Annotated in this window: 7 protein-coding genes; all 7 read left to right on the top strand. The window is 61.7% G+C overall.

Going from position 1 to position 13,456, the window contains the following annotated elements; all coding sequences use genetic code 11:
- Window positions 1-177: 177 nt before the first annotated feature.
- The 7 genes from ACZ0AZ_RS23295 (at window position 178) to ACZ0AZ_RS23265 (ending at window position 13,293) form a co-directional block, all read left to right on the top strand.
- Window positions 178-1,623, top strand: a complete 1,446-nt coding sequence (locus tag ACZ0AZ_RS23295) for a serralysin family metalloprotease (RefSeq protein WP_463538249.1) — start codon at window positions 178-180, stop codon at window positions 1,621-1,623.
- Between the two features lie 91 nt (window positions 1,624-1,714).
- Complete coding sequence (locus ACZ0AZ_RS23290; RefSeq protein WP_152641573.1) at window positions 1,715-2,143, top strand: AprI/Inh family metalloprotease inhibitor; 429 nt, start codon at window positions 1,715-1,717, stop codon at window positions 2,141-2,143.
- A 200-nt stretch (window positions 2,144-2,343) separates the two neighbouring features.
- Complete coding sequence (locus ACZ0AZ_RS23285; protein ID WP_039761529.1) at window positions 2,344-4,119, top strand: type I secretion system permease/ATPase; 1,776 nt, start codon at window positions 2,344-2,346, stop codon at window positions 4,117-4,119.
- Window positions 4,116-5,465, top strand: coding sequence for an HlyD family type I secretion periplasmic adaptor subunit (locus ACZ0AZ_RS23280; RefSeq protein WP_039761528.1), 1,350 nt, complete (start codon window positions 4,116-4,118; stop codon window positions 5,463-5,465). The genes ACZ0AZ_RS23285 and ACZ0AZ_RS23280 overlap by 4 nt, the downstream gene beginning before the upstream one ends.
- Window positions 5,466-5,467: 2 nt before the next feature.
- Complete coding sequence (locus ACZ0AZ_RS23275; protein ID WP_463538248.1) at window positions 5,468-6,865, top strand: TolC family outer membrane protein; 1,398 nt, start codon at window positions 5,468-5,470, stop codon at window positions 6,863-6,865.
- Window positions 6,866-7,031: 166 nt separating this feature from the next.
- Entirely contained in the window at window positions 7,032-9,983 is a 2,952-nt protein-coding gene (gene eprS / locus ACZ0AZ_RS23270; RefSeq protein WP_463538247.1) for an autotransporter serine peptidase EprS, read from the top strand.
- Window positions 9,984-10,215: 232 nt separating this feature from the next.
- Complete coding sequence (locus ACZ0AZ_RS23265; RefSeq protein WP_463538246.1) at window positions 10,216-13,293, top strand: autotransporter domain-containing protein; 3,078 nt, start codon at window positions 10,216-10,218, stop codon at window positions 13,291-13,293.
- Window positions 13,294-13,456: the final 163 nt, after the last annotated feature.

Raw genomic sequence — 13,456 nt, 5'->3', positions numbered from 1 at the left:
GCTTTGTTTACGGCAGTTTCCACAGCCAACCAAATTGGATCGCAAAAAAACTCTTTACGACAGATTTCAAATTGTGTCAGGTTCGTTACGCCTTCATTGGGCGAGTGATAGGACGATCTCGCCAAGATCGTCCTGTCGGACAAAAACTGTTCCATTGCTAAACAAGGAAGTGTGTTTATGTCGAAAGTTAAAACCAATGCTGTTGATTCCGCCGAACAGGCTTTCCAGCTGGCTGCCTTCAGCTCGGCGTACAACCAGATCAATAGCTTCAGCCATCAATACGATCGGGGCGGCAACCTCACGGTCAATGGCAAACCCTCGTACTCCGTCGACCAGGCGGCTACGCAATTGTTGCGTGACGGCGCTGCCTACCAGGACAAGGACGGCAGCGGCAAGATCGAACTGACCTATACGTTCCTGACCTCGGCTTCGAACAGCACGATGAACAAGCACGGAATCAGCGGGTTCAGTCAGTTCAGCGCGCAGCAGCAAGCCCAGGCCAAGCTCGCCATGCAGTCCTGGGCCGACGTGGCCAATGTCACCTTTACCGAGAGAGCCTCGGGCGGCGACGGTCACATGACCTTCGGTAACTACAGCGGTGGCCAGGACGGCGCTGCGGCGTTCGCCTATCTGCCAGGCACTGGCGCTGGCTATGACGGTACTTCGTGGTACCTGATCAATAGCGGTTACACGCAAAACAAGAACCCGGACCTGAACAACTACGGGCGTCAGACCCTGACCCACGAAATCGGCCACACCCTGGGCCTTGCTCACCCTGGCGCCTACAACGCCGGCAATGGCAACCCGACCTACAATGACGCGACTTACGGCCAGGACACCCGTGGCTACAGCGTCATGAGTTACTGGAGCGAGAGCAACACCAACCAGAACTTCAGCAAGGGCGGCGTCGAAGCCTACTCGTCCGGCCCGCTGATGGACGATATCGCAGCCATCCAGAAGCTCTACGGCGCCAACACCACGACCCGCACAGGTGATACCACCTACGGGTTCAATTCCAATGCCGGTCGCGATTTCCTCAGCGCTTCGTCGTCGAGCGACAAAGTGGTGTTTTCGGTGTGGGATGCCGGCGGCAAGGACACCCTGGACTTCTCCGGTTTCACCCAGAATCAGAAGATCAACCTCAACGATGCTTCGTTCTCCGACGTGGGCGGCCTGGTCGGCAACGTGTCGATTGCCAAGGGCGCGATCATCGAGAACGCGATTGGCGGTTCGGGCAGCGATCTGTTGATCGGCAACAGCGTGGCCAACGAGCTGAAGGGCGGTGCCGGCAACGACATCCTCTACGGCGCTGGCGGTGCCGACAAGCTGTGGGGCGGCACCGGTTCGGACACCTTTGTGTTTGCCGCCAGCTCGGACTCCAAACCAGGTGCGATCGATCAGATCCTCGATTTTGTCAGCGGTCTGGACAAAATCGACCTGACCGGCATCACCAATGGCGCGGGCCTGCACTTCGTCAACAGCTTCACCGGTTCCGCCGGCGATGCGGTATTGACCTCGTCGGGCGGCAACAGCCTGTTGTCGGTGGATTTCTCCGGGCATGGCGTGGCTGACTTCATCGTCAGCACCGTGGGTCAGGCAGCGGCCAGCGACATCGTGGCGTGATGTGAAAGGAAAGCGGCGCCCAAAGCGTCGCTTTCTTTACTTGCAACGGTAGGCGCTGTACGCAACGCTACGGGTTGGAGCGAATTTTCCCATGTTCAATAGAGCTTTTACCTACGCGGCATCGACGTGGCTTTCAGTGGCGCTGGTTACGATTTCAGGAGCAACAGCAATGGCAAGCAGCCTCAGACTCGAAGAGCCTTCCGTGTTTGCTGGACAGTGGCAGGCAACGCTGTCCGCAACGGTCGATGAACGACAAGCACAAAAGCTCCAGGACAAGCCGTCCAACAGTTGCAGCGTCGAACTGCTCGCCAACAAGACCCTTGGTCAGGGAGCAGAGTGTCTGGGCGCTTGGTTCGAACACGTTCCGATCGGCTGGTTTCCTGATCCGGACGGCTTATCGATCACCGGTCACGAAGGCTCAAGAATCGGGTTTTTCAGCCGACAACGTGATGGGTTGTATCTGGCGACTTTGAAGTCGGGGCTGATCGTCACGCTGGAACGTACGGCGCCCGACAACTGATCTGCTCTTGTACATACCCATACGGTTATAGCGATCAGTCGTACGGTTATAAAGGCAAATAAAGTCAACTGCACTGCGTTAATCAGCGCTAGTTGTTATGAAAGTGTAAATGGGCGCCGCGGAAGTGTAATCCGGATTGGTCGCTTAATTAATTGAAGTCTCGCCTCTCAGGGGCGATGAATACTGTTCAGGAAAAATCAATGAAGATGGCGAAGGCCCCAGCCACCGCTCCGTTAATAAAGGCACTGGGTGACTATAAGAGCATCTTGATCAGCGTAGGTTGTTTCACCGCGCTGATCAATGTGCTGATGCTGGTGCCGTCCATCTACATGCTGCAAGTCTATGACCGGGTGCTGTCGTCACAGAACGAAACCACCCTGGCAATGCTGTCGTTGATGGTGGTCGGGTTCTTCGCTTTCATCGGCCTGCTGGAAGTGATCCGCAGCTTTATCGTTATTCGCATCGGCAGCCAGTTGGAGCGTCGTTTCAATCTGCGCGTCTACCAGGCGGCGTTCGAGCGCAACCTGTTCAAGGGCGAAGGCAATGCCGGGCAGTCGCTGGGCGATCTGACTCATATCCGCCAGTTCGTCACCGGCCCGGCGTTGTTCGCCTTCTTCGACGCACCGTGGTTCCCGGTCTATCTGTTTGTCATCTACCTGTTCAACGTCTGGCTCGGCGTGCTGGCGACGGCGGGCGCGTTGCTGCTGATCGCGCTGGCGTGCCTGAACGAATACATGACCAAGAAGCCGCTGGGCGAGGCTGCCGGGTTTTCCCAACAGTCCAGCCAGTTGGCCACCAGCCACTTGCACAACGCCGAAACCATTCAGGCGATGGGCATGCTCGGCGCGCTGCGCAAGCGCTGGTTCGGCGTGCATTCGCGCTTTCTCGGCTTGCAGAACCAGGCCAGCGACACCGGCGCGGTGATCAGTTCGTTGAGCAAGACCCTGCGTCTGTGCCTGCAATCCCTGGTGCTGGGCCTGGGCGCGTTGCTGGTGATCAAGGGCGACATGACGGCGGGGATGATGATCGCCGGTTCGATCCTGATGGGCCGCGTGCTGAGCCCGATCGATCAGCTGATCGCCGTTTGGAAACAGTGGAGCGGGGCGAAGCTGGCTTACCGTCGTCTCGATGCGCTGTTGCAGGCGTTTCCACCCAGCGATGAGGCGATGGCGCTGCCGGCACCGAAAGGCCAGATCACCTTCGAACAAGTCAGCGCCGGGCCGCCCGGGCAGCGTGCGGCGACGTTGCACCTGGTCAATTTCACTCTGGGCGCAGGTGAAGTGCTCGGTGTGCTTGGCGCCTCCGGTTCCGGCAAATCGACCCTGGCCCGGGTGCTGGTCGGCGTGTGGCCAGTTCTGGGCGGCACGGTGCGACTGGACGGCGCCGATATTCATCGGTGGAACCGTGATCAACTCGGCCCTTACATCGGTTATTTGCCGCAAGACATCGAGCTGTTCAGCGGCAGCATCGCCGAGAACATTGCGCGATTCAGTGAAGCCGACGCGCAGAAAGTCGTCACCGCCGCGCAACAGGCCGGCGTCCACGAAATGATCCTGCGCTTGCCACAAGGCTACGACACCAAACTGGGCGAGGACGGCAGCGGCTTGTCTGGTGGCCAGAAACAACGCGTAGCCCTGGCCCGCGCGCTGTACGGCACGCCAAGTCTGGTGGTGCTCGATGAACCCAATTCCAACCTCGACACCGTCGGCGAAGCGGCACTGGCCAGCGCTATAGCCCAGCTCAAGGCCCAGGGCACCACGGTGATTCTGGTCACGCATCGTTCTTCGGTACTGGCTCAGGCCGACAAATTGCTGGTGCTCAACGATGGTCGTTTGCAAGCGTTCGGCCCGAGTCAGGATGTGCTCAAGGCACTGTCCGGCCAGCAGGAACAGCAACGCGAGAAAGCTGCACAAGCACCGGGCGGGCTCAGCATGAGCCGGCAGTATCAGCCCTCGACAAGGAATTCGGGTGTATGAGCAGCGTCAGCATGAACACGCAAAACGAAGCGAACATGGAACACGCCTACCTCACCGAACGTCCGGAGCGCGATGCGAAATTCTTCGCGCGCATGGGCTGGATTCTGGCCATCGTCGGCGCTGGCAGTTTCTTCACCTGGGCGGCACTGGCGCCGCTGGATCAGGGCATTCCGGTGCAAGGCACGGTGGTGGTGTCGGGCAAACGCAAGGCTGTGCAGTCGATGAGCAGCGGCGTGGTCAGCCGGATTCTGGTGCGCGAAGGCGAGATCGTGAAGCAGGGCCAGCCGCTGTTCCGCCTCGATCAGACTCAGGTCGCCGCCGATGTGCAATCGCTGCAGGCGCAATACCGCATGGCCTGGGCCAGCCTCGCGCGCTGGCAGGCCGAGCGCGACAACCTCAAACAAGTAACCTTTCCGGCCGAGCTGAGCAACGACCCGGACCCGCGCCTGGCGCTGGTGCTGGAGGGCCAGCGGCAATTGTTCAGCAGCCGCCGCGAAGCGTTCTCCCGGGAACAAGCGGCACTGCGCGCCAACATCGAAGGCGCCACTGCACAACTGGCCGGCATGCGTCGCGCCCGCAGCGACCTCAATGCCCAGGCCAGTTCCTTGCAGCAACAGTTGAGCAATCTGCAACCGCTGGCCGACAACGGCTACATCCCGCGCAACCGCTTGATGGATTACCAGCGGCAACTGTCGCAAGTGCAGCAGCAACTGGCGGAAAACACCGGTGAAAGCGGGCGTGTGGAGCAGGGCATCCTTGAATCGCGCCTGAAGTTGCAGCAGCACGGCGAGGAGTACCAGAAGGAAGTGCGCACGCAACTGGCCGACGCGCAACTGAAAAGCGTGACGCTGTCCGAACAGCTGACCTCCGCCGGTTTCGACCTGCAACACAGCGAGATCCTCGCCACCGCCGATGGCGTGGCGGTCAACCTCGGTGTGCACACCGAAGGCGCGGTGGTGCGTCAGGGCGAAACCCTGCTGGAGATCGTTCCGCAAGGCACCACCCTGGAAGTGGAAGGTCACTTGCCGATCAACCTGATCGACAAGGTCGGCACGCATTTGCCGGTGGACATTTTGTTTACCGCGTTCAACCAGAGCAAAACCCCGCGCGTGCCCGGCGAAGTCAGCCTGATCTCCGCCGACCAGATGGTCGATGAGAAAACCGGCGTGCCGTATTACGTGTTGCGCAGCAGCGTCAGCGATCAGGCCATGGAAAAGCTCAACGGCCTGGTGATCAAGCCCGGCATGCCGGCGGAAATGTTCGTGCGCACCGGTGAGCGTTCACTCCTCAACTACCTGTTCAAACCGCTGCTCGATCGCGCCGGTTCTGCGTTGACCGAGGAATAAGGATGTTCGGCTGTATGAAAAAGCTTTCAATGCTGGGTGCCGCGATGATGCTGCTCGCGAGTCACTCGGCAGTCGCGGCCATGGGGCCATTCGAGATTTACGAACAGGCGTTGCGCAACGATCCGGTGTTCCTTGGCGCGATCAAGGAGCGTGATGCCGGCCTTGAAAACCGTGTGATTGGCCGCGCCGGGCTGCTGCCTCGGATCGGCTACACCTACAACAAGGGCCGCAACTCGTCCAAGGCTACGTCTCTGGATGATCGCGCGCGCAACCGCACCGATGAGCGCAACTACAACAGTTACGGCTCGGCGCTGACGGTGCAGCAACCGCTGCTCGATTACGAGGCTTATGCGGCGTATCGCAAAGGTGTCGCGCAGTCGTTGTTTGCCGACGAAGCCTTTCGCGGCAAGAGTCAGGAGCTGTTGGTGCGCGTGCTGGACAACTACACCAAAGCCTTGTTCGCCCAAGACCAGATCGACATCGCCCAGGCGAAGAAGAAGGCTTACGAGCAACAGTTCCAGCAGAACGAACACATGTTCAAGCAGGGCGAGGGTACGCGCACCGATATTCTCGAAGCCGAGTCGCGCTATGAGCTGGCGACTGCCGAGGAAATCGAAGCGCGTAACGAGCAGGATGCGGCCTTGCGCGAACTTGGCGCGCTGGTGGGCGTGCCGGCGGTGGATATCGGCGATCTGGCGCCGCTTGGTCAGCAATTCCAGACCTTCACGCTGCAACCGGCGAACTTCGACACCTGGCATGAACTGGCGATCAGCAACAACCCGAACCTCGCTTCGCAACGTCAGGCCGTAGAAGTGGCGCGCTACGAAGTCGAGCGCAACCGCGCCGGGCATCTGCCGAAAGTCAGTGCCTACGCCTCGATGCGCGACAACGAGTCCGAAAGCGGCAACACCTATAACCAGCGCTACGAAACCAACACCATTGGCCTTGAAGTCAGCGTGCCGCTGTACGCCGGCGGTGGCGTGTCGGCCTCGACGCGCCAGGCCAGCCGCACCATGGAACAGGCTGAGTACGAACTGGATGGCAAAACCCGCGAAACCTTGATCGAACTGCGCCGACAGTTCAGTGCCTGCCTGTCCGGGGTGAGCAAATTGCGCGCTTATCAGAAGGCCTTGAAGTCGGCCGAGGCGCTGGTGGTCTCGACCCGACAAAGCATTCTGGGCGGCGAGCGGACCAACCTCGACGCGTTGAATGCCGAGCAGCAACTGTTCACCACCCGCCGCGACCTGGCCCAGGCGCGTTACGACTACCTGATGGCCTGGACCAAATTGCATTACTACGCCGGGACGCTGAATGAGCAGGATCTGGCGCGGGTGGACGAAGCATTTGTGGTCGCGCAACAGCCCTCACCCAGACTCTCTCCCAGAGGCAGAGGGGACTGACCGAGTGGCCTGCGATAGCCGCATCGACCTGAACGACCGAGCCGGACGCAGGTTGTGACATCAACACAAATCGGCTCCCTCTCCTCGGGGAGAGGGCTGGGGTGAGGGGAAGGGGCGACACCGCAATTCAGCCCTGAACAAAACAACAAAAACGTGAGTGATGAACATGGACGTACGCATCAAGCCGATTTCGGTCGGTACCCTGTTGCTTGTAATTTCTGCAAACCAGGTTCAGGCGCAATACCTGGAACCCGGCCAGCCCGGCGATCCCTCCAGTTGGCGCAGCGCCGAGTTCCTGCGTGACTGGGGCCTGGAACGCATGCAGGCCGATCAGGCCTACGCCGCCGGCGTCACCGGCAAGGGCGTGAAAATCGGCGCGCTCGATTCCGGTTTCGATGTCGCCCACCCGGAATTCTCCGCCGATCGCTATCACCCGGTCTCCGCCAGCGGCAGCTACGTCGATGGCTCAGTGTTCAACGTCGACGGCACGCTCAACCCGAACAACGATTCCCACGGCACCCACGTCGTCGGGACCATGGGCGCTGCCCGTGATGGCAGCGGCATGCACGGCGTGGCGTACAACGCGCAGATCTACGTCGGCAACACCAACAAGAACGACAGTTTCCTTTTCGGCCCCGGCCCTGATCCGCGTTATTTCAAAGCGGTCTACGACAGCCTCGCCGACGCCGGCGTGCGGGCGATCAATAACAGCTGGGGCAGTCAGCCGCCGGATGTCAGCTATCGCACTTTGGCCGACCTGCACGCCGCCTACGCGCAACACTGGAACAAAGGCACCTGGCTCGACGCCGCTGCCGACGTTTCCCGGCGTGGTGTGATCAACGTCTTCAGCGCCGGCAACAGCGGCTACCCGAATGCCAGCGTACGTTCGGCGCTGCCGTACTTTCAGCCGGATCTGGAAGGGCACTGGCTGGCGGTGTCCGGGCTCGATCAGGGCAATCAGCAGAAGTACAACCAGTGCGGCATCGCCAAATACTGGTGCATCACCACGCCGGGGGCGAAGATCGACAGCACCATTCCCGGCGGCGGCTACGGCATCAAGTCCGGCACCTCGATGGCGGCGCCGCACGCAACCGGCGCCCTGGCGCTGGTGATGGAACGCTATCCGTACATGAACAACCAGCAAGCGCTCGAGGTGCTGCTGACCACCGCCACCCAGCTCGACGGCTCGGTCACTGACGCACCGAACGAGCGCGTCGGCTGGGGTGTCGCGAATCTCAACCGGGCGATGCGCGGGCCGGGGCAATTGCTCGGTGCGTTCGATGCCAATCTGGGGGCAGGGCAGCGCGATGTCTGGAGCAATGACATCTCCGACAAGGCACTGCTCCAGCGTCAAAACGAAGACCTCGCCGAGCACAGCGCCTGGCAGCAAACCCTGCAGGACAAAGGCTGGCAGAACGGCGTTGCGGCCGGCGCCAGTCAGCAGGACCAGACCGATTACGCGGTCGGCATGCTCCGTGATGCGGCAGCGGCGAACCGGGTGTATCAGGGCAGCCTGATCAAGTCCGGCGCCGGTCAGTTGCTGCTCAGCGGCGACAACACCTATCGCGGCCCGACCACCGTCAACGGCGGTCTGCTGACCGTCAATGGTTCGCTGACTTCAGCGGTCACCGTCAACGACAGCGGCACCCTCGGCGGCTCCGGACGCATCGGCGCATTGACCGCCAACAGCGGCGGCCGGGTCGCACCGGGCAATTCCATCGGCACCTTGAACGTCGCCGGCGATGTGACACTCGCCCCAGGCTCGACTTACGCCGTCGAGCTATCGCCCACCAGCAGTGACCGCATCGTTGCCGGCGGCACGGCAACCATCAGCGGCGCCAGCGTCAGTCTGGCGCTGGAAAACAGCCCGACCTTGCTCAGCAGCGCCGAAGCGCAAAGCCTGCTCGGTCGCCAGTACAACATCCTGCAAGCGGCCGGCGGCGTGCAAGGGCAGTTCGCTGCGGTGGTGCCGAACTACCTGTTCATCGGCGGCGCCCTCGATTACGCCGCAACCGGCATTCAGCTGAATATCCAGCGCAACGCAACCAGTTTCGCCAGCGTCGGGCAAACGCCGAACCAGCGTTCGGTGGCGGCAGCAGTCGAAGGTCTGGGCGCTGGCAATTCGGTTTACGAAAGTGTGCTTCGTGCACCCACTCAAGCCTCGGCCCAGCAAGCCTTCCAGCAACTGAGCGGCGAGATTTATCCGGCGCTGGGCACGATGCTGATCAACGACAGCCACCAGTTGCGTGATGCGGTCGGCGAGCGGCTGCACGATGACTCGGCGCCCCGCAGCAACGGCTGGATCAAAGCTATCGGCGCCTGGGGCAGCACCGATTCGGGCCGCGACACGGCCGGCTACAACACCTCGATCGGCGGTTTGCTGGCGGGTGTCGACGGCGCGCTGGACGAGCACACTCGCATCGGTCTGGTCACCGGCTACAGCGATAGCTCCTTGAGCATGGGTTCGGGCACGCATTCTTCGGCGAAAGTCGACAGCTATCACCTCGGCGCTTACGCCGGGCACGACATCGGCGCCTGGCGCTTGAGCAGCGGCGTGGCGTACAGCTGGCATCGTGGCGATGTGAAGCGTGATCTGCAATACGACGCGGTCAGCGCCAAGCAGAAAGCCAAGCTCGATGCGACCACCACGCAGGTGTTCGCCGAGGCGGCGTATCGCTTGCAGCTGCAACCTTTGGTGCTCGAACCGTTCGCCAACCTGACTTACCTGCATCTCGACACCGAAGGCTTTACCGAGAAGGGCGATGCCGCTGCGCTGAAAAGTTCTGGCGATCAGCGTGATGCGGTGTTGAGCACCTTGGGCGTGCGGGCGAGCAAAACCTTCAACCTTTCCAGCCAGCAAGCGCTGGACGTCAGCGCCCGTCTCGGCTGGCAGCACAGCCTCAGCGATATCGAATCGGAACAGCACTTGCGCTTTGCCAATGGCGGCGCGCCGTATTCCGTGGAGAGTTCGGCGCTGGTTCGCGATGCCGCACTGGTTGGCGTGCAGGCCAGTCTGGCCTTGAGCAAGGACGTGCGGGTCAACCTCGATTACAACGGCCAACTGGCCAGCCGCGAGAAGCTGCATGGCGTTGGCCTGAGCCTGAACTGGCAGTTCTGATTGCATGCGTTTGAGCCACTGTGGCGAGGGGATTTATCCCCGCTCGACTGCGCAGCAGTCGCAAAACCTGTGTTGATCGTTCCCACGCGCAGCAAAGGAATGCAGCCAGGGACGCTCTGCGTCCCATTGGAACGCGGAGCGTCCCTAGAGGCATTCCCACGCAGAGCGTGGGAACGATCAACGGCAGCACAGGCAACCGGATTTTTCGCAACATCACTAAGGAAGGTCGTGGATGGATAACAACAATACCCCCGCGCAATCGGGTGGCCGCTTTGCCCTGAAAACCCTGACAGTCGCCATGCTCTGTGCCAGTGCGCTGGCGCAGGCAGCGCCGTACGTGGAAAACGGCCGCAACGGCGATCCGTCGAGTTGGCGCAGCAGCGAATTCAAGGCTGATTGGGGCCTGGGCGCGATCGGTGCGGATTATGCCTATGCCGCCGGCTACACCGGCAAAGGCGTGAAACTGGGCATCTTCGATCAGCCGGTCTACGCCGCGCATCCGGAGTTCTCCGGCAGCAACAAAGTCGTGACTCTGGTCACCAGCGGTATCCGCGAATACACCGACCCGTACATTCCGGTGAAGGCCGGTGATGCATTCCTCTATGACGGTTCACCCTCGGTCGGCTCCAACGGCAAGCTTGGCGCCCACGGCACTCACGTTGGCGGCATCGCGGCGGGCAGTCGCGATGGCGGGGTGATGCATGGCGTCGCATTCGGTGCGCAGATCATCAGCGCTGACAACGGTGACCCGGGGCCGGAGGACGGCATCGTGCGCGGCAACGACGGCGCGGTGTACAAGGCCGGTTGGGATGCGCTGATCGCCAGCGGTGCGCGGATCATCAACAACAGTTGGGGCATCGGCATTACCGACCGCTTCGACCTGGGTGGTCGCGATCCGGCGTATCCGCACTTCACCGTCAACGACGCGCAGTTGCAGTTCAACGAAATCCGCACCTTGCTCGGCACCAAACCCGGCGGCGCCTACGATGGTGCGATTGCCGCCGCACGCAGCGGCATCGTCACCATTTTTGCCGCCGGCAACGACTACAACCTGAACAATCCGGATGCCATCGCCGGCCTCGGCTACTTCGTTCCGGACATCGCGCCGAACTGGATCACCGTCGCCGCGTTGCAGCAGAACCCGGACACCGCCAGTGCCAATCCGTACGTGATCAGCACGTTCTCCTCGCGCTGCGGCTATACGGCGAGTTACTGCGTCTCGGCACCGGGCACCAAGATCTACAGCTCGATCATCGAAGGCACCAACGCCGGCAACCTGACCACCAGCTATGCCAACTACAACGGCACGTCAATGGCGGCACCGCACGTCGCCGGTTCCATCGCCGTGCTGATGGAGCGCTTCCCGTACATGAGCGGCGACCAGGTCGCCAGCGTATTGCGTACCACCGCCACCGACCTCGGCGCGCCGGGCATCGACGCCTTGTACGGCTGGGGCATGATCAACCTGCGCAAAGCCATAGACGGCCCGGCGATGTTCGTTACCGAGCAGGACATTCCCGAGGAATTCCGCGTACAGGGTGCTTACGGCTCCGGCCAGTTCGTTGCTGATTTGCCGGGCATCGGCGCGATCATCGATCAGGGCAAACCGACCGAGCGCGTGTGCACCGACATCACGTGCGGCCTCGACACTTGGCGCAACGACATCAGCGGCCATGGCGGTCTGACCAAGCAAGGCATCGGCACTTTGGTGCTGACCGGCAACAACACTTACAGCGGCCCGACGCTGGTCAATCAGGGCCGATTGGCCATCAACGGATCGCTGCAATCGGCGGTCACCGTCAACAATGGCGGTATCCTCGGCGGCAACGGCCGCATCGGCGCGCTGGCGGTGAGCAGCGGCGGTACGGTGGCACCGGGCAATTCGATCGGCACCCTGAATGTGGCGGGTGACGTGACCTTCGCGCCGGGCTCAACCTACGCCGTAGAGCTGTCGCCAACCCGCAGCGATCAGATCGTCGCGGGCGGCAAAGCGGTCATCGACGGCGCCACGGTGAGCCTGTCGCTGGAAAACAGCCCGACCTTGCTCAGCACCGGCGAAGTGCAAAGCCTGCTCGGCACTCGCTACAACATTCTGCAAGCGGCGGGAGGCATCGAAGGGCGCTTCGGCCAGGTGTTGCCGAATTACGCTTTCCTCGGCGGCACTCTGGATTATTCGGCGGGCGGCATTCAGTTGGCAGTCGGGCGCAATGAGGCATCGTTCGCCAGCGTCGGGCTGACGCCGAACCAGCGCGCCGTTGGTGCGGCCGCCGAGCGTTTGGGCGCGGGCAATGCGCTGTTCGAAACCCTGTTGCTGTCGCCCGATGCGGCGTCGGCGCAGCAAGGCTTTCAACAGTTGTCCGGCGAGATTCACCCGGCCATCGGCACGCTGCTGATCAACGACAGCCGCTACCTGCGCGAAGCCGTCGGCGAACGCCTGCGGGAGCGTGACCTCTTCAACGCCGATGCGCCGACTGATGAGCGCAGCAACGTCTGGGTCAAGGTCCTCGGATCGTGGGGCGAGAGTGACGGCGGGCACGACAATGCCGATTCCAATAGCTCCATCGGCGGGCTGCTGGCCGGTGTCGACGGGCTGATCGCTGAAGATACCCGTCTCGGTTTCGTCACCGGTTACAGCGACAGCTCGTTGAGCATGGGCAGCGGCACGCATTCCCAGGCGTCGGTCGACAGCTACCACTTGGGTGCATATCTGGGCCATGAGATCGACGCGTTGCGCCTGACCGTCGGCGGCGCCTACAGCTGGCATCGCATCGATGTGAAGCGTGATCTGCAGTTCGGCGACGTCAGCGGCAAACAGAAAACCAAACGTGACGCGACCACCGCGCAACTGTTCACCGAGGCCGCTTACGATCTGGGCCTGCAACCGATGAACCTGGAGCCGTTCGCCAATCTGTCCTACGTGCACCTCAACACCGACAGCTTCACCGAGAAGGGTGACGCTGCCGCGCTCAAGGGCGGCGAGGACAATCGCGACGTGGTGCTGTCGACCCTCGGCGTGCGCGCCAAGCGCAGCTTCGCCGTGTCGGATAAGCATCAGCTGGAACTGGGCGCCAGCCTCGGCTGGCAACACAACCTGAGCAGCGTCGATGCCGACAGCCATCTGGCCTTCGCCAACGGCAACAGCGCGTTCACCGTGCAGAGCGTGTCGATGGATCGTGACGCTGCCGTAGTCGGCGTGCGCGCCGGGCTGGCGCTCAATCGCGACGTGCGGGTCAACCTCGACTACAACGGCCTGATCGGCTCGAACGAGAAAGATCATGGCGTCGGTCTGACGCTCGACTGGCAGTTCTGAGGCGTAACCGGCAGCGCGTCACGGGCTGCCGGTTTTTCACAAAAATGGAGCGCTGCACATGGGACTGTTCGATTACAAAAATCCAACTGTGCAGAAGATCCAAATGGGCAGGAGATTTTAATTGTGCAGGAGATCCAAATGTGGGAGCGGGGTAAACATGATA

The organism is Pseudomonas sp. AC239, assembly GCF_979258545.1.
This window is presented reverse-complemented; position numbering and strand designations above follow the sequence as displayed.

Coding starts and splice junctions, on each gene's coding strand:
- ACZ0AZ_RS23275 (WP_463538248.1), top strand. CDS start 5,468: ATGTTCGGCTGTATGAAAAAGCTTTCAATGCTGGGTGCCGCGATGATG.
- ACZ0AZ_RS23290 (WP_152641573.1), top strand. CDS start 1,715: ATGTTCAATAGAGCTTTTACCTACGCGGCATCGACGTGGCTTTCAGTG.
- ACZ0AZ_RS23285 (WP_039761529.1), top strand. CDS start 2,344: ATGAAGATGGCGAAGGCCCCAGCCACCGCTCCGTTAATAAAGGCACTG.
- ACZ0AZ_RS23280 (WP_039761528.1), top strand. CDS start 4,116: ATGAGCAGCGTCAGCATGAACACGCAAAACGAAGCGAACATGGAACAC.
- ACZ0AZ_RS23265 (WP_463538246.1), top strand. CDS start 10,216: ATGGATAACAACAATACCCCCGCGCAATCGGGTGGCCGCTTTGCCCTG.
- eprS (WP_463538247.1), top strand. CDS start 7,032: ATGGACGTACGCATCAAGCCGATTTCGGTCGGTACCCTGTTGCTTGTA.
- ACZ0AZ_RS23295 (WP_463538249.1), top strand. CDS start 178: ATGTCGAAAGTTAAAACCAATGCTGTTGATTCCGCCGAACAGGCTTTC.